This is a genomic window from Microbacterium proteolyticum (genome assembly GCF_030818075.1).
Taxonomy (GTDB): domain Bacteria; phylum Actinomycetota; class Actinomycetes; order Actinomycetales; family Microbacteriaceae; genus Microbacterium; species Microbacterium proteolyticum_A.
In genome coordinates this window covers 1,058,326-1,084,549 of the sequence record NZ_JAUSZZ010000001.1, presented here as the reverse complement: position 1 = coordinate 1,084,549, position 26,224 = coordinate 1,058,326, and the positions used below count along the sequence as shown (strand labels likewise).

22 protein-coding genes, 1 tRNA gene and 1 pseudogene are annotated in these 26,224 nt (G+C 71.5%); 15 read left to right on the top strand and 9 right to left on the bottom strand.

Features of this window, described 5'->3' with window-relative positions:
• Window positions 1-52: 52 nt before the first annotated feature.
• The 4 genes from QE392_RS04970 to QE392_RS04955 form a co-directional block, all read right to left on the bottom strand.
• On the bottom strand, window positions 53-1,033 hold the full coding sequence (locus QE392_RS04970; protein WP_307448810.1) for a DnaJ C-terminal domain-containing protein: 981 nt from the start codon (window positions 1,031-1,033) through the stop codon (window positions 53-55).
• A gap of 11 nt (window positions 1,034-1,044) precedes the next feature.
• On the bottom strand, window positions 1,045-1,659 hold the full coding sequence (locus QE392_RS04965) for a nucleotide exchange factor GrpE (protein ID WP_307448805.1): 615 nt from the start codon (window positions 1,657-1,659) through the stop codon (window positions 1,045-1,047).
• Between the two features lie 10 nt (window positions 1,660-1,669).
• The gene (dnaK, locus tag QE392_RS04960; protein ID WP_307448801.1) at window positions 1,670-3,541 is read right to left on the bottom strand and encodes a molecular chaperone DnaK; all 1,872 of its coding nucleotides are present in this window, start codon (window positions 3,539-3,541) and stop codon (window positions 1,670-1,672) included.
• A 588-nt stretch (window positions 3,542-4,129) separates the two neighbouring features.
• Window positions 4,130-5,905 (bottom strand): DEAD/DEAH box helicase, encoded by a 1,776-nt coding sequence (locus QE392_RS04955; protein WP_307448795.1) that lies wholly within the window; start codon window positions 5,903-5,905, stop codon window positions 4,130-4,132.
• 125 nt (window positions 5,906-6,030) lie between these two features.
• Between QE392_RS04955 and QE392_RS04950 the strand changes: the two are divergent.
• A pseudogene (locus QE392_RS04950) lies at window positions 6,031-7,402 on the top strand (MFS transporter).
• Between the two features lie 492 nt (window positions 7,403-7,894).
• Here the strand turns inward: QE392_RS04950 and QE392_RS04945 are convergent.
• The gene (locus QE392_RS04945; RefSeq protein WP_307448790.1) at window positions 7,895-8,401 is read right to left on the bottom strand and encodes a MarR family winged helix-turn-helix transcriptional regulator; all 507 of its coding nucleotides are present in this window, start codon (window positions 8,399-8,401) and stop codon (window positions 7,895-7,897) included.
• 107 nt (window positions 8,402-8,508) lie between these two features.
• On the opposite strand from QE392_RS04945, the gene QE392_RS04940 reads away from it, so the two are divergent.
• The 11 genes from QE392_RS04940 (at window position 8,509) to QE392_RS04885 (ending at window position 21,040) form a co-directional block, all read left to right on the top strand.
• A complete protein-coding gene (locus QE392_RS04940) occupies window positions 8,509-9,279 on the top strand; it encodes a MarR family winged helix-turn-helix transcriptional regulator (protein WP_307448787.1) in 771 nt (256 codons plus the stop codon).
• Between the two features lie 362 nt (window positions 9,280-9,641).
• Window positions 9,642-11,399, top strand: coding sequence for a nitrite/sulfite reductase (locus QE392_RS04935; RefSeq protein ID WP_307454279.1), 1,758 nt, complete (start codon window positions 9,642-9,644; stop codon window positions 11,397-11,399).
• 2 nt (window positions 11,400-11,401) lie between these two features.
• Window positions 11,402-12,139, top strand: coding sequence for a phosphoadenylyl-sulfate reductase (locus QE392_RS04930; protein ID WP_373426495.1), 738 nt, complete (start codon window positions 11,402-11,404; stop codon window positions 12,137-12,139).
• On the top strand, window positions 12,121-14,385 hold the full coding sequence (cysD, locus tag QE392_RS17500; RefSeq protein ID WP_373426438.1) for a sulfate adenylyltransferase subunit CysD: 2,265 nt from the start codon (window positions 12,121-12,123) through the stop codon (window positions 14,383-14,385). Before QE392_RS04930 ends, cysD begins: the two co-directional genes overlap by 19 nt.
• Window positions 14,386-14,443: 58 nt before the next feature.
• Window positions 14,444-15,505 (top strand): ABC transporter substrate-binding protein, encoded by a 1,062-nt coding sequence (locus QE392_RS04915; protein ID WP_373426437.1) that lies wholly within the window; start codon window positions 14,444-14,446, stop codon window positions 15,503-15,505.
• Between the two features lies 1 nt (window position 15,506).
• On the top strand, window positions 15,507-16,310 hold the full coding sequence (locus QE392_RS04910; RefSeq protein ID WP_307448777.1) for an ABC transporter ATP-binding protein: 804 nt from the start codon (window positions 15,507-15,509) through the stop codon (window positions 16,308-16,310).
• Entirely contained in the window at window positions 16,300-17,190 is an 891-nt protein-coding gene (locus QE392_RS04905) for an ABC transporter permease (RefSeq protein WP_307448774.1), read from the top strand. The genes QE392_RS04910 and QE392_RS04905 overlap by 11 nt, the downstream gene beginning before the upstream one ends.
• The gene (gene cobA, locus QE392_RS04900; RefSeq protein WP_307448770.1) at window positions 17,187-18,104 is read left to right on the top strand and encodes a uroporphyrinogen-III C-methyltransferase; all 918 of its coding nucleotides are present in this window, start codon (window positions 17,187-17,189) and stop codon (window positions 18,102-18,104) included. The genes QE392_RS04905 and cobA overlap by 4 nt, the downstream gene beginning before the upstream one ends.
• On the top strand, window positions 18,101-19,477 hold the full coding sequence (locus tag QE392_RS04895) for an FAD-dependent oxidoreductase (RefSeq protein ID WP_307448767.1): 1,377 nt from the start codon (window positions 18,101-18,103) through the stop codon (window positions 19,475-19,477). Before cobA ends, QE392_RS04895 begins: the two co-directional genes overlap by 4 nt.
• The gene (gene fdxA / locus QE392_RS04890) at window positions 19,474-19,797 is read left to right on the top strand and encodes a ferredoxin (RefSeq protein WP_307448764.1); all 324 of its coding nucleotides are present in this window, start codon (window positions 19,474-19,476) and stop codon (window positions 19,795-19,797) included. Before QE392_RS04895 ends, fdxA begins: the two co-directional genes overlap by 4 nt.
• Before the next feature lie 331 nt (window positions 19,798-20,128).
• The gene (locus QE392_RS04885; RefSeq protein ID WP_307448762.1) at window positions 20,129-21,040 is read left to right on the top strand and encodes an NAD(P)/FAD-dependent oxidoreductase; all 912 of its coding nucleotides are present in this window, start codon (window positions 20,129-20,131) and stop codon (window positions 21,038-21,040) included.
• A 558-nt stretch (window positions 21,041-21,598) separates the two neighbouring features.
• On the opposite strand, the gene dcd is transcribed toward QE392_RS04885, so the two are convergent.
• The gene (gene dcd / locus QE392_RS04880; RefSeq protein ID WP_307448759.1) at window positions 21,599-22,204 is read right to left on the bottom strand and encodes a dCTP deaminase; all 606 of its coding nucleotides are present in this window, start codon (window positions 22,202-22,204) and stop codon (window positions 21,599-21,601) included.
• A 242-nt stretch (window positions 22,205-22,446) separates the two neighbouring features.
• Between dcd and QE392_RS04875 the strand changes: the two genes are divergently transcribed.
• A tRNA-Gly gene (locus tag QE392_RS04875) sits at window positions 22,447-22,517 on the top strand.
• A 271-nt stretch (window positions 22,518-22,788) separates the two neighbouring features.
• Here the strand turns inward: QE392_RS04875 and QE392_RS04870 are convergent.
• The 3 genes from QE392_RS04870 to QE392_RS04860 form a co-directional block, all read right to left on the bottom strand.
• Window positions 22,789-23,136 carry a hypothetical protein gene (locus tag QE392_RS04870; protein ID WP_307448756.1) on the bottom strand — a complete coding sequence of 116 codons (348 nt, stop codon included), beginning with the start codon at window positions 23,134-23,136 and terminating at the stop codon, window positions 22,789-22,791.
• A 167-nt stretch (window positions 23,137-23,303) separates the two neighbouring features.
• Complete coding sequence (locus QE392_RS04865) at window positions 23,304-24,065, bottom strand: SDR family NAD(P)-dependent oxidoreductase (protein ID WP_307448753.1); 762 nt, start codon at window positions 24,063-24,065, stop codon at window positions 23,304-23,306.
• Between the two features lie 223 nt (window positions 24,066-24,288).
• A complete protein-coding gene (locus QE392_RS04860; protein ID WP_307448750.1) occupies window positions 24,289-24,651 on the bottom strand; it encodes a hypothetical protein in 363 nt (120 codons plus the stop codon).
• 122 nt (window positions 24,652-24,773) lie between these two features.
• Between QE392_RS04860 and QE392_RS04855 the strand changes: the two genes are divergently transcribed.
• Both QE392_RS04855 and QE392_RS04850 read left to right on the top strand, forming a co-directional pair.
• Window positions 24,774-25,352 carry a YdeI/OmpD-associated family protein gene (locus QE392_RS04855; RefSeq protein ID WP_307448747.1) on the top strand — a complete coding sequence of 193 codons (579 nt, stop codon included), beginning with the start codon at window positions 24,774-24,776 and terminating at the stop codon, window positions 25,350-25,352.
• Between the two features lie 64 nt (window positions 25,353-25,416).
• A complete protein-coding gene (locus tag QE392_RS04850; RefSeq protein ID WP_307448744.1) occupies window positions 25,417-26,121 on the top strand; it encodes an SGNH/GDSL hydrolase family protein in 705 nt (234 codons plus the stop codon).
• Window positions 26,122-26,224 lie beyond the last annotated feature (103 nt).

Sequence of the window (26,224 nt, the reverse complement as noted above, 5' to 3'; positions counted from 1 at the left end):
GCATCCTGATCAGGATGCCGGCACCCGGCCGCTGCAGTGCTCTCCCGCTTTTCTATCGCGCTTTCGACATGAGGTCGGCGCGCGGGTTCTCTTTCGGCTGAAGCTCTTGGAACCGCTCGAGCGCCTCGCGGGCGGCGTCGTCGAGATGCGAGGGCACCGCGACCTGGACCTCGGCGAGCAGATCGCCGGAGCCCTTGGTCGACTGGATGCCACGACCTTTGACCCGCAGCACGCGCCCCGACGGCGTGCCGGGTGCGACCTTGAGACGCACCGGGTCGCCGCCGAGGGTGGGCACCTCGATGGTCGCGCCGAGGGCGGCCTCAGTGAAGGTGACGGGGACCGTCACCCGGAGGTTGAGCCCGTCACGCGTGAACACCGGGTGCGGACGCACCGCGACGGTCACCACGATGTCGCCGCTCTCGCCGCCGTCCGGTGAGGGACGACCTCGACCGCGCAGGCGGATCTTCTGACCGTCGGAGACGCCCGCGGGGATCTTGACCTTGAACGGCACGCCGTCTTCGCCCTGCAGCGTGATGGTCTCGCCCTTGGCCGCGGTGACGAAGTCGATCGTCGTGCGCGCCGTGACGTCGGCCCCGCGCGTGGGCCCGCCGAAGCCGCGGTATCCGCCGGTGGTCTGACCGAAGCGGCCCGAGCCGAAGCCCCCGCCCTGCTGCTCGAACATCGAGAAGATGTCCTCGAAGCCCGCGGTTCCGCCGCCGCGCTGCTGCCCGAAACGACTGAAGACGTCGTCGAAGCCGCCGCCACCACCCGCGCCCGGCGCCGAGAAGCGCGCGCCCGAACCCATGGCCCGGATCTGGTCGTACTCCTCGCGCTGCTCGGGATCGTTGAGCACCGAGTAGGCCTCGCTGATCTCCTTGAACGTGGCCTCGGCCTTGGCATCACCCGGATTCGAGTCGGGGTGGTACTGGCGTGCGAGCTTGCGGTAGGTCTTCTTCAGATCGGCCGCGCTGACGCTCTTGTCGACACCGAGGACCTTGTAGAAGTCCTTGTCGAACCAGTCCTGACTCGCCATGTGTCCTCCTCTTAGGCCGGCACGGCGACGACGACCTTCGCCGGTCGCAGTTCGACCGAGCCGAGGCGGTAGCCGACTTCGACGACCTCGAGGATCGTCGTCTCGGTCGCGCCGGGGGTCGGCGCCTGGAAGATCGCCTCGTGCTGCTGCGGGTCGAAGACGTCGCCGACGGCGCCGTACGAGACCACGCCCAGACGCTCGGCCACGGCGCGCACCTTGTCGCCGATCGCGGCGAGGGGGGTGCCCTCGACGAGATCGCCGTGCTTGGCCGCGCGGTCGAGGTCGTCCATGACGGGCAGCAGGCCCTTCACGGCCTCGCCCTTGGCCCGCTCGATCTCGCGCTGACGCTGCTCCTCGGTGCGCCGGCGGTAGTTGGCGTACTCGGCCTGCAGGCGCTTGAGGTCGATCAGCAGCGAGGCCTCCCGGTCGGATTCGGCCCCCTCCGCTGCCGCCTCGGGCGTCTGCTCGGCGCCGAGGATGTCGTCGATGGTCAGGCCCTCGGCATCCGGGGCCTGCGTCTCGGACTGCTCGCCCGACGGCGCGGGGCCGGAGGTGTTCTCCTCCGGCCCCGTCTCGTCAGGACCGGCGCCCGAGCCCGTGGGCTGTTCGTCGTCCTTGTGTGCCATGTTCTATCGCTTACTTCTTGTTCTCGTCGGTGTCGTCGTCGACGACTTCGGCGTCGATGACGTCTTCCTCGGGGTTCGGCGTCTCGCCGTTCCCGGGCTGGCCCACGTTGGGGTCGGCGGGCTCACCCGCGGCCTGCGACGAGGCGTAGATGGCCTCGCCGAGCTTGCCCTGGCTGGCGTTCAGCTTGTCGTACGCGGTCTTGACCGCGTCGTCGTCGTCACCGGCGAGAGCCGTCTTGAGGGCGTCGACATCGGCCTGCACGTCGTTCTTGACCTCGGCGGGCAGCTTGTCCTCGTTCTCCTTGATCAGCTTCTCGATCGAGTACGACAGGGTCTCGGCCTGGTTGCGGGTCTCGGCGGACTCGCGGCGCTTCATGTCTTCCGCCGCGTTCTCCTCGGCCTCGCGCACCATGCGCTCGATGTCCTCCTTGGGCAGCGACGAACCGCCCGTGATGGTCATCGACTGCTCCTTGCCGGTGCCCTTGTCCTTCGCCGAGACGTGAACGATGCCGTTCGCGTCGATGTCGAAGGTGACCTCGACCTGCGGGATGCCACGGGGAGCCGGGGCGATGCCGGTGAGCTCGAAGGTGCCGAGCGGCTTGTTGTCTCGGGTGAACTCGCGCTCGCCCTGGAAGACCTGGATCGCGACCGACGGCTGGTTGTCGTCGGCGGTGGTGAAGGTCTCGCTGCGCTTGGTGGGGATGGCCGTGTTGCGCTCGATGAGCTTGGTCATGATGCCGCCCTTGGTCTCGATGCCGAGGCTCAGGGGGGTGACGTCGATGAGCAGCACGTCCTTGCGCTCGCCCTTGAGGACACCGGCCTGCAGGGCTGCACCCACGGCCACGACCTCGTCGGGGTTCACGCCCTTGTTGGCATCCTTGCCCGTCTCCTTCTTGACCAGCTCGGCGACCGCGGGCATGCGGGTCGAGCCGCCGACGAGCACCACGTGCGCGATGTCGTCGACCTTCACGCCGGCCTCGCGGATGACGTCGGAGAAGGGCTTGCGGGTGCGGTCGAGGAGGTCCTTGGTGAGGTCCTCGAACTTCGCGCGGGTGAGGGTCTCGCTGAGCGAGACGGGGCCCGAGTCGGTCAGCGACAGGTAGGGCAGGTTGATGCTGGTCGAGGTCGAGCTCGACAGCTCCTTCTTGGCCTGCTCGGCCGCTTCCTTCAGACGCTGCAGGGCGATCTTGTCGCCCGAGACGTCGACACCGGTGGTGTCCTTGAACTGCTTGATGAGGTACTCGACGACCCGCTGGTCCCAGTCGTCTCCACCGAGGCGGTTGTCGCCGGCCGTGGCGCGCACCTGGATGGTCGAGAAGTCGTCGTCCTTGCCCACCTCGAGCAGCGAGACGTCGAACGTTCCACCACCGAGGTCGAAGACCAGGATGAGCTCGTCTTCCTTGCCCTTGTCGAGGCCGTAGGCGAGGGCCGCGGCGGTGGGCTCGTTGATGATGCGCAGGACGTTGAGGCCCGCGATCTCACCGGCCTCTTTGGTGGCCTGACGCTCGGCGTCGTTGAAGTAGGCGGGGACGGTGATGACCGCGTCGGTCACGCTGTCGCCCAGGTACTCCTCGGCGTCGCGCTTGAGCTTCTGCAGGATGCGGGCCGAGATCTCCTGCGGCGTCCACTTCTTGCCGTCGACGTCGAACGTCCAGGTCGTGCCCATGTGGCGCTTGACGCTGGAGATGGTGCGGTCGACGTTGGTGACGGCCTGGCGCTTGGCGGTCTCGCCGACGAGCACCTCGCCGTCCTTGGTGTAGGCGACGACCGAGGGGGTCGTGCGGAAACCCTCGGCGTTGGCGATGACCTTGGGCTCACCACCCTCGAGCACGCTCACGACGGAGTTGGTCGTACCGAGGTCGATTCCCACTGCACGGGGCATATGTGTCTCCTTGCTTGTGAGCCGGGCGGATGCCACGACTCGAGGTTGGTGCGAAGTCTGCTGCGCGGGTTGAGCCGCGATGACTCAAGGCTAGCGCAGGCCCATTCGGGCGTCAAGGAGACTTGATATGAATTGGCTCAACTTCGGGATGCCGTGTGGCGGGCACGCGGCGCGCTCCTCTCGCGGCGTCGCGGTGCCGGCATCCGGATGGCCCCGGGGTCACACACGGCGCCCCGCGGCCACACACGCCGCCCCACCACCACAACCCGCCCGGCCCACCACCACAACCCGCCCGGCACCGCATCCCACCCCACCGCACGCAGATGGCCCCAGGGCCACACACGACGCCCCGGGGCCACACCCGCCGCCCCACCACCACAACCCACCCAGTACCGCATCCCACCCCACCGCACGCAGATGGCCCCAGGGCCACACACGACGCCCCGGGGCCACACACGCCGCCCCAACCCCGCGAACGACGCCGCCCCCGCACCCTCAACGGGGCGCGGGGGCGTCGAACGGATGCCGAAAACCCGGCGTCGCGGCTCGGACCGCCGGAGCGCGCGGCGCGTGGATGACGGGGCAGGCTCAGTCGCGGTCGCGGTCGCGGCGCTGCGGCCGGTCACTGCGCTTGGCGGAGCGTCCGCCCTGGTCGGGGCGCAGGTCGATGAGCTGGCCCGAGATGCGGGTGTCGGCGAGGCGGTTGATCGTGTCGTTCGACAGGTCGGCGGGCAGCTCGACGAGCGAGAAGTCCTGACGGATCTGGATCGCGCCGAAGTCGTTGCGGCGCAGACCCCCCTCGTTGGCGAGGGCTCCCACGATCTGGCGGGGCTCGACCCGCTGACGCCGCCCCACCGCGATGCGGTAGGTGGCGAAGCGACCGCCGCCGCCGCGACGCTCGCCGCCGTCGCGCGACGAGCCGTCGCGGAAGCCGCCGTCGCGCGAGCCCCCGTCGCGGGAGCCGCCGTCGCGATCGCGGTCGAAGCGCGGCTGACGGATCGTCTCCTCCTCGAGCAGCAGCGGGGTGTCGCCCTGGGCGACCACGGCGAGCGCTGCGGCGACGTCGGCCTCGGGAACGTCGTGGTGCTCGACGTAGTGCGCGACGACGTCGCGGAATGTCGCGATCGCCGCGGTGTCCTCGAGGGCGGCCGTGATCGCGTCGTCGAAACGGGTGAGACGCGTGGCGTTGACGTCGTCGACGCTCGGCAGCGACATCTCGGTCAGCGGCTGGCGCGTGGCCTTCTCGATCGCGGTGAGCATGCGGCGCTCGCGCGGGGTGACGAAGCTGATCGCATCCCCCGTGCGCCCGGCACGGCCCGTGCGACCGATGCGGTGCACGTACGACTCGGTGTCGATCGGCAGGTCGTAGTTCACGACGTGGCTGATGCGCTCGACGTCGAGTCCGCGCGCAGCCACGTCGGTGGCGACGAGGATGTCGAGCTTGCCGCTCTTGAGCTGGTTGACCGTGCGCTCGCGCTGCACCTGGGCGATGTCGCCGTTGATGGCCGCCGCGGTGTAGCCGCGGGCGCGGAGCTTCTCGGCGACCGTCTCGGTCTCGTTCTTCGTGCGGGTGAACACGATCATGCCCTCGAAGTTCTCGACCTCGAGGATGCGGGTGAGCGCGTCGATCTTCTGCTGGTACGACACCACGAGGTAGCGCTGCGTGATGTTGGCCGAGGTCGTGGTCTTGGTCTTGACCGTGATCTCTTCGGGGTCGTTGAGGTACTGCGCCGAGATGCGGCGGATCTGCGCCGGCATGGTCGCCGAGAACAGCGCGACCTGTTTGGTCGAGGGGGTGTCGGCGAGGATCGTCTCGACGTCTTCGGCGAAGCCCATCTTGAGCATCTCGTCGGCCTCGTCGAGCACGAGGAACTTCAGCTCGCTGAGATCGAGCGTGCCCTTGTCGAGGTGGTCCATGATGCGACCGGGCGTTCCGACGATCACGTCGACTCCGCGGCGCAGCGCCGACAGCTGCTGACCGTAGCCCTGGCCGCCGTAGACGGGCAGCACCGAGACGCCCTTGATGTGCGCCGCGTACTTCTCGAACGCCTCGCACACCTGCAGAGCGAGCTCGCGGGTGGGGGCGAGCACCAGGGCCTGCGGATTCTTGTGGCCGGTCTCCATCTGCGACAGCACCGGCAGCGCGAAGGCCGCGGTCTTGCCGGTTCCGGTCTGGGCGAGACCGACGACGTCGCGCCCCTGCAGCAGCACGGGGATGGTGGCCGCCTGGATGGCGGAGGGGGTCTCGTAGCCGACGTCTTTGAGGGCCTTGAGCACAGCGGCATCCAGTCCCAGATCGGCGAAGGTGAGCTTTTCGGGGGCGGTGTCCGCCTCGGCGGAGGGGACGGGGGATTCGGATGCCATGACACCACGGTAGTCGGCTCGGACCCGCCGCGCGGGCATGGGGATAACCTGAACGCGCCCGTCGAGACGGCGCGGCGCGATCCCGGTGCCCCGGGCATCCATCGAAGGACGCTAGCGTGACCGACATGCCTTCCCCCGGGCCCGCTCCCTCCGCCGACCACGCCCGCCGACCCGTGCTCGCCTGGGCGCTGTGGGATTGGGGTTCGGCCGCGTTCAACGCGGTGGTGACGACCTTCGTCTTCAGTACCTATCTGGCGAGTTCGCTCTTCGTGGATCCCGCCGTCGTCGCGGCGGCGAACGGCAACGACGACGACCCCGCGCTCGTTCGCGCCCTGGCCGACAACGCCAGCGTCGTGGGAGTCGCGCTCATGATCGCCGGCATCGTCGTCGCGCTCGTGGCCCCCGTGCTCGGCCAGCGCTCCGACGGCACGGGGCGACGCAAGCTGTGGCTCGGCGTCAATACCGGGCTGATCGTGCTGGCCATGGCCGCGATGGTCTTCGTGGAGGGGTCACCGCCGTACCTGGTGCTCGGAGCCACGCTGCTGGCCGTCGGCAATGTGTTCTTCGAGTTCGCGAGCGTCAACTATTACGCGATGCTCACGCAGGTCTCCACGCGCGAGAACATCGGCCGCGTCTCCGGCTTCGGCTGGGGCATGGGGTACGTCGGCGGCATCGTGCTGCTGGTGCTGCTCCTCGTGCTCTTCATCCAGAGCTTCGGCGATCCGGATGCCGGGGGCGTGCTCGCCGTGCCCGAGGAGGGTGGTCTCAACATCCGCCTGGCGGTGCTGGCATCCGCGATCTGGTACGCCGTGTTCGCGATCCCGGTGCTGTTGCGCGTGCCCGAGATCCCGGCGCAGCGGCGGCAGGTGCGCGTCGGCTTCTTCCGTTCGTACGCCGTGCTGTGGGGGACGCTGCGCTCGCTCTGGCGGGACAGCCGGCAGGTGCTGCTCTTCCTCGTCGCCAGCGCCGTCTTCCGCGACGGGCTCGCCGGCGTCTTCACGTTCGGGGCGATCATCGCCGCGCAGGTGTTCCGGTTCAGCTCGACCGAGGTGCTCTACTTCGCCGTCGCGGCCAACCTCGTGGCGGGCGTCAGCGTCATGCTCGCCGGGCGCCTCGACGACCGTTTCGGCCCCGAAGAACGTGATCCTCGTCTCGCTCGCCGGCCTCATCGTGCTGGGGACGGCCATGCTGTTCATCGGCACGTCGCAGGCGGGCTTCTGGATCGTCGGCCTGGGTCTCGGCGCCTTCGTCGGCCCCGTGCAGTCGGCCAGCCGGTCGTTCCTCGCCCGAGTGGCCCCCGAGGGGCGCGAGGGGGAGATCTTCGGCCTCTACGCCACGACGGGCCGGGCGGTGTCGTTTCTTGCGCCGGGCCTGTTCGCGCTGTTCGTCGGTCTGACCGGCGACACGCGCCTCGGCATCCTGGGAATCGTGCTGATCCTCGCGGCGGGCCTGCTGCTGATGCTGCCGGTCAGGACGAAGGCCGCCGTCATCCGCTGACCGGACGCCCGCGTGCCGGATTGCGCACGTCGGTCGGGGGCGGGGATGCCGCGAGATCACGTGATCACGCCGAGATCACACGATCTGGCGCATGATCTCGCCCGGATCGCGTGACCTCGAAGCGGGCGCGGGCGGCCAGCGGGCACGAGCCGGCAGCGGGCACGAGAGGGCGGCGCGGGCCGGATCGTGCGCGTCGGTCGACGGCGGGGATGCCGCGAGATCACGTGATCACGCCGAGATCACACGATATGGCGCGTGACCTCGCGCGGATCGCGTGATCTCGCAGTGGGTGCGGGCCGCGGCGGGCACGGGCCGGCGGCGGGCACGGGCCGGCGGCGGGCACGAGCGGCCACGGACGCGGGGCGGCCACGGGCACGGGGCGGGCAGCTCGGCGACAGGCGCGCGCAGGGCGACCCAGGCCGCGGCGCGCGCGCGGCGACCCAGGGGCGCGGCGACCCGGCGACCCGACCCGCCAGATCGGATGCCGCGGTCTCAGTCGCGGGGCCAGGCGTCGGCGAACTTCGCCAGCAGCCGCGCGAACTCGGCCCGCTCGGCGTCGCTGAACGACTCGAGCGCCGAGCGCACGGCATCCCGCCGGCGTCCCCGGAAGCCCGTGACGAGACCCTGCCCCTCGGGGGTGAGTCTGACGCGGGTGCGGCGCGCGTCGTCGGGGTCGGGTTCGCGAGCGACGAGACCCAGGTCGACCGATTGCTGCACGAGCCGCGAAGCGCGCGGCTGGTCGACCCCCACCGCCTCGGCGATCTCGCCCACCGACAGCGATCCGGATGCCGCGACCAGGGCGTCGAGCATGCGCAGGCGCGCGGGTCCGCCGAAGCGACCGTGCGCCGGGTCCGCCCACGGCGGTGCGCCGCGACCCCAGGGCCCCCCGTGGCCTCCGTGCGGATGGTGGTGCGCCTCGGGCGGGAACGGCGGCCGCGGGCGCCGGCCTCGCAGGCGGGCGAGCGCCGCGGCGATCTCGTCGGCGGGGTCGGTGGGCATGCCCCGATTTTACATGTCGCTTGACAAGCATCTGGAATACATGTCAGAGTACATTCGTTGTCACATGACATATACCGGCGGATCGTCCGCCCTCGAAAGGACCCCCAATGAACACCCCCACACCCTCCCACCCCCGGGCGCTCGCCCATCGCCTCACGACGATCGGCCACTCGCTGCACCACCGCCTGCTCACGCAACTGCACGACAGCGGCATCCATCCCAAGACGCTGCTGCTGCTCGGCGCCATCGACGGACGCATCGACGCCCCCTGGGTCGCCGACCGGCTGGCGCGCGGCGGCAAGCGCGTCACCGCCCTGGCCGACCGCGGCTGGATCGTCCGCTCCGGGGACGGCTGGGCGCTGACCGACGACGGACGCGCCCTCCTCGACCGCGTGGATGCCGAGCGGTCGGCCCTGCTGGACGGCGTTCCGGCCGAGCAGCTCGAGAACCTGACCACGGCGCTCGACAGCCTCGCCGCGCTCCTCGGCGTCGACGACGACGAGACGGCCGACCGCAGCCCGCGGGCAGGCTTCCGTGTCGTGCCCGGACGCCGTGGCTTCGGCCCCGACCCGCGCCGAGCCTTCGGCCCCAACGAGCACCACGGCTTCCGCGTGGGTGAGCGCGGCTCCGCAGGCCGTCGCCCCGCACCGAGCCCCGGGCCCGTCCCGCGCGAGCGCGACGACCACGGCGTCGCCGACGACTCGGGCGCTCATGACCACGGCTTCCCCGAGCGGCCCCACCACCGCGGTGCGCACGGCTGCGGCGGCCCCGGTCACCGCCGCCACCGGGGCGTCGAGCGCGCATTCGAACGCGGATTCGATGCCGGGTTCCGTCGCGGTCGAGAAGCGGGCGGCGCGCCGTCGGATCCGCAGGCGTGAGCGCGCGCGGATGCGCCGTCGGCACGATCGGCGGTCGCGGCCGCTGACGCCCTCGGGCGGTGCGTCCGCGGGCGCCGTTTCCGGTTCCGGACGCGCGCCGGACGCCGCGTCGGAGGCGCCGGCCGCGGCTGACTCCGACCCAGCAGCGCCCGACGCCCCTCCGGCTTCGCTCCCCCGCACGCCGACACCTCCCCCGGTCACGGCTCCCGCCTCGCACCCGACGCGGCGACGACACGACGCGCTAGTGCGTTCTGCTCGATCGCGCAACATCCAAGACGTTTCGTGACCTTCCGTGTCGTTACGCGACGCTTCGAGACGCGCGCGCTGGTCGGTGTCGGAGGTCCGTTCTAGCGTCTCCTGGAATGCCGTCGGCACGCAGCGCTGGCGCAGTGAAGGAAACCCGCACCGTGACCACCATCCCTCCCTCTGCTCGCGCCGCCGCCCGGCCGCCGCGGCCCTCGTCGAAGCCCAACGGGCAATGGAAGATCGACGGCACAGCGCCCCTCAACGGCAACGAGGAGTGGAAGCAGGTCGACGACGGTCTCGCGGTGCGCGGTCGGATCGAGAACATCTACGCCGCGGGCGGGTTCTCGTCCATCGACCCGACCGACCTGCACGGCCGCTTCCGCGTGTGGGGCCTGTACACCCAGCGCAAGCCCGGTATCGACGGCGGCCGCACGGCCACGCTGAGCCCCGAAGAACTCGAGGACGCCTACTTCATGCTGCGCGTCCGCATCGACGGCGGTCAGCTGACGACCGAGCAACTGCGCGTCATCGCGGGGATCTCGCAGGAGTTCGGCCGCGACACCGCCGACCTCACCGACCGCCAGAACGTGCAGCTGCACTGGGTCGAGGTCGAGTCGATGCCCGAGATCTGGCGCCGCCTCGAGGCCGTGGGCCTGGGAACGACCGAGGCGTGCGGCGACGTGCCGCGCGTCGTGCTCGGCTCCCCCGTCGCGGGCATCTCCGCCGATGAGCTCATCGACCCCACCCCGCAGATCGACGAGATCACGAGCCGCTTCATCGGCGACCCGACGCTGTCGAACCTGCCGCGCAAGTTCAAGTCGGCCATCACCGGTCACCCCAACCACGACGTCGTGCACGAGATCAACGATGTCGCCTTCGTCGCCGTCGAGCACCCCGAGCTCGGTATCGGCTACGACCTGTGGGTCGGTGGCGGCCTGTCGACCACCCCGCGCCTCGGCGAGCGCCTCGGCGTCTTCGTCTCGCCCGACCGCGTCGCCGAGGCCTGGCACGGCGTGGCGCAGATCTTCCGCGACTACGGCTACCGGCGTCTGCGCAACAAGGCGCGCTTGAAGTTCCTGCTCGCCGAGTGGGGCACGGAGAAGTTCCGCCAGGTGCTGCAAGACGAGTACCTCGGCTACGCCCTCCCCGACGGTCCCGCGCCGGCCAAGCCGGCCGCCCCCGGCGATCACGTCGGCATCCACCGTCAGAAAGACGGCCGGTTCTACGTCGGTGCGACGCCGATCGTCGGCCGCGTCTCGGGCACGACGCTCGCCCGTCTCGCCGACCTCATCGAGGAGCACGGCTCGACGCGCCTGCGCACCACGCCGCACCAGAAGGTCGTCATCCTCGACATCCCCGAAGACCGGGTCGAATCCCTCGTCGCCGGTCTCGACGAGCTCGGTCTGCAGGCGCGCCCGAGCCTCATCCGCCGCGGCACCATCGCGTGCACGGGTATCGAGTTCTGCAAGCTCGCGATCGTCGAGACCAAGGTCAACGCCACCGCGGCCGTAGAGGACCTCGAGCAGCGCCTCGCGGGCTTCGACCTGCCGCACCCGATCTCGCTGCACGTGAACGGCTGCCCCAACTCGTGCGCTCGCATCCAGACCGCCGACATCGGCCTGAAAGGTCAGCTCGTCACCATCGACGGCGAGCAGGTGCCCGGCTACCAGGTGCACCTCGGCGGGGGTCTGGCATCGCAGGATCGCGACGAAGCCGGTCTCGGCCGCACCGTCCGCGGCCTGAAGGTGGCCGCCGACGGCATCGCCGACTACGTCGATCGGGTCGTGCGCCGCTTCCTCGACGAGCGCGACGCGGCTGCCGACGAGACCTTCGCCCAGTGGGCGCACCGCGCCGAAGAGGAGGCCCTGCAGTGAGCGTGTCCCTCACCCCGCGCGTCACCGCACGCCGCAGCCACGACGAGCTCAAGGCCCTGGCCGAACGGGGCAACATCGAACTCCGCAGCCTCGCCGACGACGAGGCGTCGCCCGCCGAGGTCGTCGCCTGGGTCGCCCGCAACTTCACCCCGGAGTCGGCCGCTGTGGCGTGCTCGATGGCGGATGCCGCGCTGCCGCACCTCGTGGCCGAGCAGCTGCCGAACGTCGACGTGCTCTTCCTCGACACCGGCTACCACTTCCGTGAGACCCACTTCACGCGCGACGAGGTCGACCGCGCCCTCGACGTGCGCGTCGTCGACGTGCTCCCCGAGCAGACGGTCGCCGAGCAGGATGCCGAGTTCGGCGCGCGGCTGTACGAGCGCGACCCCGCGCTGTGCTGCGCCCGCCGCAAGGTCGACCCGCTGCAGGGTGCGCTCGGCGGCTACGAGGTGTGGTTCACCGGCGTCCGCCGCGACGAGGCCCCCACGCGCACGCACACGCCCCTGGTCACGTGGGACGAGCGCAACGGCCTCGTCAAGGTGAACCCGGTCGCGGCGTGGAGCTTCGACGACCTGATCGGCTACGCCAACGACCAGAAGGTGCCGGTCAACCTCCTCCTCAGCCACGGCTACCCCTCCATCGGATGCGAGCCGTGCACCCGACCGGTCGCCCCCGGTGAAGACCCCCGAGCCGGCCGCTGGGCCGGCTTCTCGAAGACGGAATGCGGGTTGCACACATGAGCGCTGTGTCCACGGCATCCACTGCCCTGTCCACCCTCGATCTGCTCGAGGCCGAGGCGATCCACGTCATCCGCGAGGTCGTCGCCGAGTTCGAGCGGCCCGTGCTGCTGTTCTCCGGCGGCAAGGACTCCGTCGTCGTGCTGCACCTCGCGACCAAGGCGTTCGCGCCGGGCCGCGTGCCCTTCCCCGTGCTGCACGTGGACACCGGGCACAACTTCCCCGAGGTCATCGCCTTCCGCGACGAGACCGTGGAGCGTCTGGGGCTGCGCCTCGAGGTGGCGCGCGTGCAGGACTACATCGACGACGGCCGCCTGCAGGAGCGCGCCGACGGCACCCGCAACCCGCTGCAGACCCTGCCGCTGCTGGATGCCATCGCCGCCGGCCGCCACGACGCCGTCTTCGGCGGCGCGCGCCGCGATGAAGACAAGGCCCGCGCCAAGGAGCGCATCATCTCGCTCCGCGACGAGTTCGGCCAGTGGGACCCGCGCAACCAGCGCCCCGAGCTGTGGAGCCTGTACAACGGCCGTCACACCCCCGGCCAGCACGTGCGCGCCTTCCCCATCTCGAACTGGACCGAGCTCGACGTGTGGCGCTACATCCAGCGCGAGAACATCGCCCTGCCCCCGCTGTACTTCGCGCACGAGCGCGAGGTCTACCGCCGCGGCGACATGTGGAACCCCGTGGGTCCGTTCTCCCCGCCCCGCGAAGGCGAGACCGTCGAGGTCCGCACGGTCCGCTACCGCACCGTCGGCGACATGAGCTGCACGGGCGCGGTCGAATCGGATGCCGCCGACCTGGCATCCATCGTCGCCGAGGTCGCGCGCACCACCATCACCGAGCGCGGGGCGACCCGCGCCGACGACCGTCTCAGCGAGGCGGCCATGGAAGACCGCAAGAAGGGACGGGTACTTCTGATGTCGCTCGACACCCTCGAGGCCCCGGTCGAAACGACCGAGCCGACGCTCTTCCGCTTCGCCACCGCCGGCTCCGTCGACGACGGCAAGTCCACGCTCGTCGGCCGCCTGCTGCACGACGCCAAGGCCATCCTCGCCGACCAGCTCGAGCAGGTCGCCCGCACCTCGGCCGACCGCGGCTTCGCGCACGGCGCGTTCGACTTCGCGCTGCTCACCGACGGCCTGCGCGCCGAGCGCGAGCAGGGCATCACCATCGACGTGGCCTACCGCTACTTCGCCACGGGCACGCGGTCGTTCATCCTCGCCGACTGCCCCGGCCACGTGCAGTACACGCGAAACATGGTCACCGGCTCCACCACGGCCGACGCCGTCGTCGTGCTCGTCGACGCGCGCGCCGGAGTCGTCGAGCAGACGCGCCGCCACCTCGCCGTGGTCGCCCTGCTGCGCGTGCCGCACGTCATCGTCGCGGTCAACAAGATCGACCTCGTCGACTTCTCGGCCGACGTGTTCGAGGGCGTCGCCGCCCAGGCCCGCGCCGTCGCGACCGAGCTCGAGATCGACGACCTGCACGTCATCCCCGTGTCCGCCCTCGAGGGTGACAACATCGTCGACCGCTCGGCTCGCACGCCCTGGTACGACGGACCGGCGCTGCTCGAGCTGCTCGAGACGCTGCCCTCGGCCGACGAGGCCGCCCGTGACGGCGAGCCGCTGCGCCTCCCGGTGCAGTCGGTGATCCGCCCGCAGGGTGGACTGTCGCCCGAGCTCGCGGCCGACCCCGAGGCCGCCGCGACCCTGCGGGACTACCGCGCCGTTGCCGGGCGGATCTCGGCCGGTTCCGTGCGGGTGGGCGACGAAGTCGAGGTGTCGGGCTCGGGGGTTCGCACCGTGGTGCGCGGGATCCGGGTCGCCGGCGTTCCCGCCGAGAGCGCCGTCGCCCCGCAGTCCGTCTCGCTCGAGCTCGCCGACGACGTGGATGCCGCCCGCGGCGCCGTCATCGCCACCTCGGGCACCCTGCCCGCCCCGCGCCGCGAGGCCGATGTCGAACTCTTCCAGCTCGACGCGCGGCCCCTGACGCCCGGCGCCCGCGTGCTCGTGAAGCACGGCACGGCCACGGTGCAGGCGATCGTGGCATCCATCGACTCGCGCTACGACCTCGACGCGCTCACGCACGTCGACGCCGACCGGCTCGAAACCAACGACATCGGCCGTGCGCGCCTGCGCCTGGCCGCCGATCTGCCGCTGGAGCCCTACCGCGACAGCCGCCACGAGGGTTCGTTCCTCGTCATCCATCCGTCCGACGGCGCGACCCTCGCCGCCGGCATCGTGCGCTGACCGGCGCCCGAGAAACCCGCGCCCATCGGCGCACCCCAGCCCTGTGAAGGAGGCGACAGTGAACATACGACGCATTGCAGCAACGATCACGACCCTGGGAGTGGTGGCAGCGATGATGGCGGGCTGCGCCTCTTCGACGGCGGAAGCCACCGACCAGGGTCCCGCCGAGGAACTGCGCCTGGGCTACTTCGCCAACGTCACCCACGCGCCGGCGCTCGTCGGGCTGCAGGAGGGCCTGCTGCAGGACGCGCTGGGCGACACGAAGCTGTCGACGGAGGTGTTCAACGCCGGCCCCGCCGCCATCGAGGCCCTGTCGGCCGGCGCCATCGACGCGACCTACATCGGCCCGAACCCGTCGATCAACACGTTCATCCAGTCGCGCGGCGAGTCGGCGCGCATCGTCGCCGGTGCGGCCACGGGCGGAGCGGCCCTCGTCGTGCGCGACGGGATCGACAGCCCGGCCGACCTGAAGGGCAAGACCCTCGCCACCCCGCAGCTCGGCAACACGCAAGACGTGGCGCTGCGCGGCTGGCTCAAGGCGCAGGGCTTCCAGACCGACACCTCGGGCGGCGGCGACGTCACGATCACGCCCACCGAGAACGCGCAGACGTTCCAGCTCTTCAAGGACGGCCAGCTCGACGGCGCCTGGCTGCCCGAGCCGTGGGTGTCGCGCCTGGTCATCGACGCCGGCGCGAAGGTGCTGGTCGACGAGGCCGATGAGTGGCCCGACGGAGAATTCCCCACCACCGTGCTGCTGGTGCGCAAGGACTTCCTCGACCAGCACCCCGAGACGGTATCGAAGCTGCTCGCCGGTCACGAGGCATCGGTCAAGTGGATCGCCGACAACGCCGGCTCCGCGGCATCCGTCATCAACGCGCAGATCGCCGCCGACACCGGCAAGCCGCTCGCTGACGCCGTCATCGCCCGGGCCCTCGAGCACGTGACGTACTCGGTGGACCCGCACGCCGACACCTTCCAGACGCTCGTCGACCACGGCGTCACCGCCGGCACGCAGAAGGAGGGCTCGATCGAGGGCCTGTTCGACCTGCGGCTGCTCAACGCACAGCTGAAGGAGGCGGGCGAGACGGCGATCTCGGCCGCCGGCCTCGGCGAGGAGTGACATGACCACGGCCCGCACCGACGCCCCCGTCCCCGCCCCCGGCACTGCCGCGGCGACGGGCGCCGCCACCGCACCCGCGGTGCGCATCGAAGGCGTCTCGAAGCGCTTCGGTGCGGGTCCGGTCGTCCTCGACGACATCTCCCTCGACTTCGCTCCCGGTGAGTTCGTATGCCTGCTGGGCGCCTCGGGCTGCGGCAAGTCGACGCTGCTGAACCTCATCGCCGGCCTCGACCGCCCCACCGCGGGACGCATCGACACCCCCTCCGAGGGGTCGGCGGTCATGTTCCAGGAGTCCGCGCTCATGCCGTGGCTGAGCGCCCGCAAGAACGTCGAGCTGGCCCTCCGCCTCCGCGGCGTGCCGCGCACCCGCCGCCGCGACGAGGCACTCGCCCTGCTCGACACCGTCAATCTCGCGGATGCCGCCGACAAGCGCCCGCACGAGCTCTCCGGCGGCATGCGTCAGCGCGTGGCACTGGCTCGCGCGCTCGCGCAGGACCGGCCCGTGCTGCTGATGGACGAGCCCTTCGCGGCCCTGGATGCCATCACCCGCGATCTGCTCCACGAGGAGCTCGAGCGCGTGTGGCGCGCGACCGGTCGCACCATCGTGTTCGTCACTCACAACGTGCGCGAGGCCGCCCGTCTCGGCCAGCGCGTCGTGCTGCTCGGCAGCCGGCCCGGTCGTGTGGTCAACGAGTGGCGCATCGAGCGCACCGAAGGCCGCCGCATCGAGTCGCCCGAGGTCGCCGCCCTGTCGGTGGAGATCACCGACGAACTGCGCAAGGAGATCCGCCGCAATGCGCGCTGACACCACGGCCTCGACCGACGACTTCCGCAGCCTCGAGGCCGGCCTCGACAACCTGCAGACCACGACCGACACCGGCGCCGGGCGCTGGCGCACGTTCTGGTCGAGCGTCCTGCCGCCGGTGATCTTCGTCGTCCTGCTGATCGCGGCGTGGCAGCTCTACATCGTCATCGCCGACCCGCGCCCCGACAAGGCGCCCAGCCCCGCCGACGTGCTCGGCGCGCTGTCCTACGCGTGGGACACCGGCCGCTTGCAAGAGGCGGTGCTGACGAGCCTGGAGCGCGGCATCCTGGGCTTCGTCATCGCCATCATCATCGGCACCCCGATCGGCCTGCTGCTGGCCGAGGTGCGCCCGATCCGCCGCGCGGTCGGCCCGATCATCTCGGGCCTGCAGGTGCTGCCGTCGGTGGCGTGGGTGCCCGCCGCGATCATCTGGTTCGGGCTGACGGATGCCACGGCGTACTTCGTCATCCTGATGGGCGCCATCCCCTCGATCGTCAACGGCCTCATCTCCGGCGTCGATCAGGTGCCGCCGCAGCTGCGACGCGTGGGCACGGTGCTCGGTGCGTCCAAGTGGCAGCTCGCGACCTCGGTGATTTTGCCCGCCGCCCTCCCCGGCTACTTCGCGGGTCTCAAGCAGGGGTGGGCGTTCTCGTGGCGTTCGCTCATGGCGGCCGAAATCATCACGTCGGGCGGCACCATCGGTTTCGGCCTCGGCACCATGCTGCAGCAGACGCGCGACCTCGCCGACCTCGCCGGCGTGCTCGCCACGATCGTCGTGATCCTGGGCATCGGCATCCTGATCGAGCTCGCCTTCTTCGGACCCATCGAGCGACGCATGCTGCGCGGGCGCGGTCTGCTGCTGTCGGGAGGGGCGAAGTGAGCGGCTTCGCGGACGAGGCGGACGCCACGGCCGACACTGTCGACGCGCGCACGGGCGACGGCTTCGAAACGACGGTCCCGGATGCCACGCTGCTCGGCGCTCCGAAGACGGCCGGTGTCGCAGCATCCGGAACCGTCTGGCTCGTCGGCGCCGGCCCCGGCGACGCGGGCCTGCTGACCGTGCGCGGCCTTCGGGCCCTCGAGGCCGCGGACGTCATCGTGGCGGACCGTCTCGGTGCCCGGTCGGTGCTCGACGGCCTCGCCGCCGAGGGCGTGCACCTGCGCGGTGAGGTGATCGACGTCGGCAAGCTGCCCGGCCACCACGCCGTGCCGCAGGACGCCATCAACGCGCTCCTCGTGCGCGAGGCCCTCGCCGGCCGCACCGTGGTGCGCCTCAAGGGCGGCGACCCCTACGTCTTCGGCCGCGGCGGCGAGGAGCTGTTCGCGTGCCAGGAGGCCGGTCTCGACGTGCGCGTCGTCCCCGGCGTCACCAGCGCCGTCTCGGTGCCCGCGCTCGCCGGCATCCCGCTGACGCACCGGGGCGTTGCGACGAGCTTCACCGTCGCCACCGCGCACGATCAGATCACCTCCCTCAGCGGCGGGCGCGACCACACCGTCGTGCTGCTCATGGGTGTCGGCACCCTCGCGCACTCCGCCATGACCCTCGCCCGCGGCGAGCGCGGCGCCGGCTGCCCCGTCGCGATCGTGGAAGACGGCTTCGGCCCCCGCCAGCGCGTGACCGTCGGCACTCTGGCGACCATCGCCGCGCAGGCGGCCGAGCGCGGTGTGCGTTCCCCCGCCGTCGTGGTCGTCGGCGACGTGGTGCGCCTGAGTCCCCACGCGCCCGCCGCCCTGGCATCCTTCGATCTCACCTTCGACCCCCTCGCCGTTCCCCGAAAGGCCCCTTCGCTGTGACCTCGTCTTCTCTCACCTCGCTCCGTGTCGCGATCGTCGGCGCCGGCCCCGCCGGCATCTACGCCGGCAACATCCTCACGCGCGCGGTGACCGACGCCGGCGGCACGGTCGCTATCGACCTGTTCGATTCGCTGCCCGCGCCGTACGGACTCATCCGCTACGGCGTCGCCCCCGACCACCCGCGCATCAAGGGCATCGTCGACTCGCTGCACGAGATGCTCGACGCGGGCTCCACCCGCTTCATCGGCAATGTCGAGGTGGGCCGCGACATCTCCGTCGACGAGCTGCACGCGCGGTACGACGCCGTCATCCTCGCGACCGGCGCGCTGCGCGACGCGCCGCTCGACATCCCCGGCATCGACCTGCCCGGCTCGTACGGCGCGGCCGACTTCGTCGCCTGGTACGACGGCCACCCCGACGTCTCGCGCGAGTGGCCGCTGGAGGAGCGCGAGGTCGCCGTCATCGGCAACGGCAACGTCGCCCTCGACGTCGCGCGCGTGCTCGCCAAGCACGCTGTCGACCTGCGTTCGACCGAGATCGCCGACAACGTGCTGCACGGACTCGAGGCCTCGGCCGTCACCGACGTGCACGTGTTCGGGCGCCGCGGTCCCGCCGACATCAAGTTCACGCCCATCGAGCTGCGCGAGCTCGGCGAGGTGCCGAACGTCGACATCATCGTGCACGACGAGGACTTCGCCGATGCCGACCCCGCCCAGGCCTCCAACAACCAGCTGAAGGTCATGCTGCGGGTGCTGAACAGCTGGCGCACGCGCGAGCAGACCGGCGCGAGCCGCCGCCTGCACCTGCACTTCTACCACTCCCCCCTCGCCGTGCTCGGCGAGGAGCGCGTCGAGGGCCTGCGCTTCGAGCGCACCGAGCCGGTCGGCGACGGCACGGTGCGCGGCACGGGCGAGATCCGCGAGATCGCCGTGCAGCAGGTGTACCGCGCGGTCGGCTACTTCTCGAGCCCCGTGCTCGGTGCGCCGTTCGACGCCGTGCGCGGCGTGGTGCCGAACGTCGAGGGTCGCGTCGTCGAGGCCGACGCCGTCGTGCCGGGTCTGTACGCCACGGGCTGGATCAAGCGCGGCCCCGTCGGTCTCATCGGACACACCAAGTCGGATGCCATGGAGACCATCGGCCACCTGGTGTCCGACATCGAGGCGGGCGCGCTGACGGCCCCCACGGTCGACGGCGACGTGCTCGACTCTCTCGCCGAGCGCGGCGTGGAGTTCACGACGTGGGAGGGGTGGCGTCTGCTCGACGCGCACGAGCGCGCCCTCGGCGCCGCGCACGAGCACACGCGTGAGCGCGTCAAGGTCGTGCCGCGCGAGGAGCAGGTGGCGGTGTCGCGGTCGGGAGCGCTCGTCTCGTGACGTATGTCATCGCGCTGCCCTGCGTCGATGTGAAAGACCGGGCCTGCATCGACGAGTGCCCCGTCGACTGCATCTACGAGGGCGAACGCTCGCTCTACATCCACCCCGACGAGTGCGTCGACTGCGGTGCGTGCGAGCCGGTCTGCCCCGTCGAGGCGATCTACTACGAAGACGACCTGCCCGAGGAGTGGTCCGACTACTACAAGGCGAACGTCGAGTTCTTCGACGACATCGGCTCACCGGGCGGCGCGGCGAAGATCGGCGTGATCGCGAAGGATCACCCGGTCGTCGCGGAGCTGCCGCCGCAGGCGCATGACTGAGGCAGCCCCCGGCCGCGGGCCGGTGGACGACGGGAGCTCGAGCGGCGCTGCTCACGCGGCTGAGGCGGCGCCCGGCCGGGGCCCCGCACACGACCGGAACGCGGCCGGCGCCGCCCACGCGGCTGAGACGGCAGCCGGCCGAAGCCCCGCACACGACCGGAACGCGGCCGGCCCCGCTCACGGGGCCTCTGCTCACCCGGCGTCTGCTCACGCGGGCTCAGCCCACGGGGTATCCGCCCACGCGGGCTCAGCTCACGCGGCATCCGCCCACGCGGGCTCAGCTCACGCTGGCGCTGCCGCCGGGGTGTCGGCCGAGAGGCCGTCCGCCGACGTGCTTGTCGTCGGCGGGGGTCCAGCGGGGCTGTCGGCCGCGCTGAACCTCGCGCGCGCCCGCGCCTCGGTGGTGGTCGTCGACACCGGACGCCCCCGCAACGCCGCGACCCTGCGCTCGCACGGCTTCCTCACCCGCGACGGGATCTCCCCCATCGAGCTGCGCAAGCTCGCGCGCGAGGAACTGCTCGCCTACGACGGCGTGCGCATCCTCGACCGCTCCGCGGTGGCGCGTATCGAGAGGGATGCCGACGGCTTCGTCGCGTCGCTCACGGGCCGGGCCGCCGCGGCATCCCCCGCTTTCGCCACCCGCTCGGTCGTGGTGGCCACGGGCCTGCGCGAGACCCTGCCCGACGTGCCAAACCTGCGGTCGTTCTACGGCATGTCGATCTTCAGCTGCGCAGCGTGCGACGGGTGGGAGCTGCAGGACAAGCCCGTCGCCCTGATCGGCGAGACCCCCGACCTGGCCGACCGCGCACGGCTGCTGACGCGGTGGACGTCGCAGCTCACGGTGTGCACCAACGGTGCCGAGGTCATCGAGCTGGCCGATGAGGCCGAGCTCGCGGCATCCGGTGTCTCCGTGGAGCGGCGCGTGATCGCCGAGCTCGAGGGCGAGCGCGGTCAGATCGCGGCCGTGCGCTTCGCCGACGGTTCCGCGCTGGCCGTGGCGGGCGGCTTCGTGCGGCCCACGTGGCACGCGGCCCACGACTTCCTCGACCCGCTCGCCCCCGACTGCGACACCGACGGACACCTGATCACCGACCGCTCGGGACGCACGACGGTGCCGGGGCTGTACGCGGCGGGGGATGCCGCCGCCCCCGGGCCTCAGCAGCTCATCGTCGCCGCGGGGCAAGGGGCGCGGGTCGCCGCGGTGCTGGTGCAGGACCTGCTCGGGGTGCGTACCGCGCACTGACGCGGCGGGGCGGTGCCTCGGCGGGGCGGTGCCTCGGCGGGGCGGTGCCTCGGCGGGGCGGTGCCTCGGCGGGGTGGGCGTGGCGCTGTGGGACTGCGCCTCTGCGGGCGCCGCGACCACACGATCGGCGCGAGATCACACGGTGGGGCGCGGGTTTTCGGCACGATCGTGTGATTTCGACGAGCGCCACCGCCCGACCCCGCGCGCCCGCGGCCTGCGCAGGACCGCGAGATCACACGATCGGCGCGAGATCACGCGCTGCGTCGGGCCCTCGCGACACGATCACGTGATCTCGACGCCGGCGCGACGCACGCGCACCCGCCGCGGCCGGCGGGCGCGCGGCGCGGGTCAGCCGCCGAGCGACCCCGCATCGGTGGAGCCGACGTCGGTGCGGTGCGGCGGCGCGGCGCGGCGCGGCCCGGCGCGGGGTCGCGGTCGGCGACCCCGCCGCGAAATGACCGGCCCCTCCCGAGATCACACCCGTTTCGGTGGAAACACGCGTGAGCTCGGGAAACGCGAGTGATCTCGGCGAAGTCCGACGCCGCGCGCGGCCGGCCGTCAGCCGCCGAGCGAACCCGCGTCGGTGGAGCCGACGTCGGTGCGGTGGAAGTTCAGAGCGGAACGCGAGGCCGTCGGGCCGCGCTGGCCCTGGTAGCGGTTGCCGTAGGGGCCGGAGCCGTACGGGTTCTCGGCCGGCGAGGTGAGGCGGAAGTAGCAGACCTGGCCGATCTTCATCCCGGGCCAGAGCTTGATGGGCAGGGTCGCGACGTTCGACAGCTCGAGCGTCACGTGCCCCGAGAAGCCGGGGTCGATGAAGCCGGCCGTGGAGTGGGTCAGCAGCCCCAGACGGCCGAGCGACGACTTGCCCTCGAGGCGCGCGGCCACGTCGTCGGGCAGGGTCACGCGCTCGAACGTCGAGCCGAGCGCGAACTCGCCCGGGTGAAGAATGAACGGCTCGTCGGGCTCCACCTCGATGAGTCGGGTGAGCTCGGGCTGATCGACGGCGGGATCGATGAAGGGGTACTTGTGGTTGTCGAACAGCCGGAAGTAGCGGTCGAGCCGGACATCGACGCTCGAGGGCTGGACCATCGCCGGGTCGAAGGGGTCGAGGCCGAGGCGCTTCGCGTCGAGTTCGGCCCGGATGTCGCGGTCTGAGAGCAGCACGCCCTCAGCCTAGGGCGGCGTCCGTCGCCGTGCGGGCTCGTTTCGGCGGGTGACCCCACCCGTCCCCACCGCCTCGCCTGCCGGCGGCCTCGGCTGCGTGCCACGAAACCGTGTGACTGCAGGAAACCGGCGACCCACACGGGGGGTTTCGGCGAACGAGTGCGGTTTCGGAGCCTGACCCTCGGATGCCGAGGGATGCCGGCCGGACACTGTTATGCTGGCCGGGTTGCCGCACGGCATCCGGGGCTGTAGTTCAATGGCAGAACATCTGCTTCCCAAGCAGATAGCGCGGGTTCGATTCCCGTCAGCCCCTCAAAGCCCTCACGGGCGGCCGCAGGCCGCTCGGGAGGGCTTTCGTGTCGCCGCGAATCGAAGCCCTGGGTGGGCCCCTGCCGCCGAGGCTCCGCGCGCCGCGCAGCGGCGGGTGGAGAAGCGGGAGGGACGATTCCCGTCAGCCCCTCGAAAGGTCCGACGCACCGCCACAGGCGGTGTGGCGGACCTTTCGCGTGAGTGTCGCAGGAACTCGAAGCCGCAGCGTGTGGGCATACGCCGCCGCGGACTCGGCGCGCGGCGAGGCGTGGCCGTCAGACCTCGGGTTCCGCCGTGCGCGTCCGCCGCACGACACGGACGATCGCCAGACAGCTGACGACGACGCAGACCGCGTTCATCGCGAGCATCGCCGTGATGGACGGAGCGAACACACCCTGGTTCCGCCCGATGATGACGATCGACGCCAGCACACTGGTGAGTGCCGCCAGCGCGGCTGTGCCCACGAAAGCGACGCGACGCAGGGTGTCGATGACGAGCGCCACGACCAGCAAAGCGCCGATACCGCCGACCCACCACGCGGACTCGTCCGCCGTCAACTGGCCGCCGTACCGGCTCCAGCCCGAGCTCGCCACGAACATCGCGAGAGCCAGTGGAACGGCCACGGACACCTGTGCACGGAAGATCCTGCGATGGCGCATACGCGGCCTGTGCTTCTCACGCCACAGTCGCCGGGAGAGTCCCGCCTCCTCGTCGGTCACCGAAGGTCCGCGCGAGGCGCAAGAACGTGCATGCGCCGAGCGTATCGCCGGTGACTCGCCGGTCGTCGCTCTCAGCTGCGCAGGTGCGACGCGCCGTTCAGGTCGAGGATCGCGCCCGACGCCCACTGCGAGCGCGGCGCGCTGAGGTAGACCACGGCATCCGCCACTTCTTCCGGGGTCGCGACGCGGCCGAAGGGGCTCTGATCCCGGATGCCGTCACCCGCAGCCCCGGCGAGCTTCTCCTGCTGCCGGTCGGTGCCGACGAAGCCGGGTGCGACGCTGGTGACGGCGATGCCGTGCGGGGCGAGCGCGACGGCGAGAGACTGGCCCATGGCGTGCAGGCCCGCCTTCGCGGCGCCGTAGGCGGGGAACTCCGGCTCGCCGCGGAAGGCGCCGCGCGAGCCGACGTTGACGATGGACCCCGGAAGTCCGCGCTCGATGAGCGAGCGCGCCACCAGGAATGTCATGTTCGCGGGGGCGCGGAGGTCGACGTCGACCATCTGCTCCCAGACGCGGTGCCAGCTCTCGTAGTCGACGGTGGCGATCGGATGCGATGTCGAGGCGTTCGGAGCGATCGCGGCGTTGTTGACGAGCACATCGATGCGGCCGAACGTCGCGAGCACGTCGGTGACGACGCGCTCCGCCGTCTGCGGGTCGGAGAGATCGCCTCCGACGACGAGATGCCCGTCGCCGTGAAGGAGCGCGAGCGTGTCGTCCGCGGCATCCCGATCGTGGCCGTAGTGCACGGCCACGCGGTCTCCGCGCGCGCTCAGGGCGACGGCGATGGCCCGGCCGATCCCGCGCGAGGCACCGGTGACGAGAGAGTGCAGCATCGTCCCATCCTCGCGGATGCGTGCCCCGCCGGAAACGAGCGGCGACGCTCCTCGTCGAACCGAGCGTCCGGGCGGCGACGCGAAACGGCGACGCCGCCCGAACTGTCCGGGGCTCACACACCGGGGTGATGACCGGTCACGTCCGGCGTGGAGCACCCACGTTACGTCCGGGTGCGCGCGGGGCCCCCGGCTTGACGAGCTCCCCCGGCGGGTGCGGGGGTGCTCAGGCGCGGGTGAAGCCGTCGAGATCGGGGTCCCAGAAGGCGTCGGGGTTGTCGGTGTCGATCGTCTGCTCGTGCGCGATGGCGGGCGCCTGCGGGAAGCGCTTGTGCTGCCGCAGCTCCTCGGCCGCCCAGGCGAAGTCGGGCTCGTCGCCGGTCCAGTCGTGCGCAGGAGCGCTCAGGACGTCGTTGCCGACCCCGATGACCAGCTCGGCCTCTTCGGTGCCGCCGTCCCCCGTGACGATGGGGATGCTCACCGCCTCCGCCTGACCGTCGGCGGCGATCGACGCGGTGAGCTGGATGAGTGCCTCCGCCACGTCATCGGTCGTGGTCACGGTCTCGCCGGCGTACGTCACACATCGCATTCCCACATCGTGGCGGTCGCTGGGGTCGGGGTGCGGCCACTTGCACGCGGGGTCCCGCTCCGATAGGGGCCCGATGTCGGAGGTACGCGTTAGGTTGCCAGTCACGACGTGAGGAGCGATGGATGGCCGAGATTCCCGAGCTCATCGTCACCGATGTGCAGCGGTGGCGATCATGGCTCGACGAGCACGAGAGCTCGAGCGACGGCGTGCGCCTCGTGCTCGCCAAGAAGGGCACGACGACGCCCACGACGTTGACCTACGCCGAGGCGCTCGACGAGGCCCTCTGCAGCGGCTGGATCGACGGGCGCCGACAGTCTCGGGATGCCACCACCTTCTGGCAGCATTTCACCCCGCGCCGCAGCCGGTCGCTGTGGTCCACCCGCAACGTCGACATCGTGGCGCGCCTGGCGGACGAGGGGCGCATGCGCCCGCGAGGCGCCGACGAGATCGCCCGGGCCCGGGCGGATGGGCGGTGGGAGCGCGCATATGCGGGGCCCGCGACGATCGAGGTGCCGCCGGATCTGCAGGCCGCGCTGGATGCCGCCCCCGGCGCCGCGCGCCTCTTCGCCGCCCTGAACAAGACGCAGCGCTACGCGGTGCTGCACCCGGTGGTCACGGCCCCGAACGACACCGTGCGCGCCGCGCGCATCGCGCGCCAGGTCGCTCGCCTGGAGGAGCGGGACCGCGAGGAAACGACCTGATGCGTCGGCCCCCTCGGACACCACCGACCGCGCCGACGTCCGACGCACGGGCGACAATGGGCTCATGCGCGCGCGACGACTGCTGAGCCTGGGGGTCGTGGCATCCCTCCTCGCGGGCCTCGCCGCGTGCTCCGTCCCGTCACCGGACACCGCGCCGTCGGCGCCCGTGGCCGACCCCGATGCCCCCGTCGTCGCGTTCTACGGCGATTCCTACACGCGGGGGACGGGCGCGAGCTCGACAGACAAGCGCTGGTCGTCCATCGTCTCGGCCGACCGCGGCTGGTACGAGATCAACCGCTCCGAGAACGGCCTCGGCTTCGTCAACCGGCGCGAGGCGATGGGGCCCGGTCTCGACGACATCCCCGCGCTCATCATCGACGACGACCCCGACATCGTGTTCGTGACGATGGGCCTGAACGACACCTTCAGCTACGACCGGGCCGCCGAGCGGATCCGCGCCGCCATCGACAGCGACCTGCAGCGCCTCCGCGACGGACTGCCCGAGGCCCGCATCGTCGTGGTCGAGCCGTTCTGGTACACCGACGATCGCCCGGCCTCGGTCGACGTCATCGCGGGGTGGGTCGAGGCCGCGGCCGCGCGCATCGGCGCCGACCACATCGACGGCGCGAGCCGCTGGCTCGAGGGCCACGACGCCGACTCCGCCGAGAGCTGGATGGCCTCGGACGGACTGCACCCCGACGACACCGGGTACGCGGTCATGGCGGAGCGGATGGATGCCGCGCTCCGCGACCTCGATCCGCCCCTCTGACCACCGCGGGGCGGGCCGGGTGCCGAACAGGCTGACACCGCCTGCTGCCCGGCATCGTCGAGGACAGACGCCGAGGGGCACCCGGACCATCGCGGACGACCGG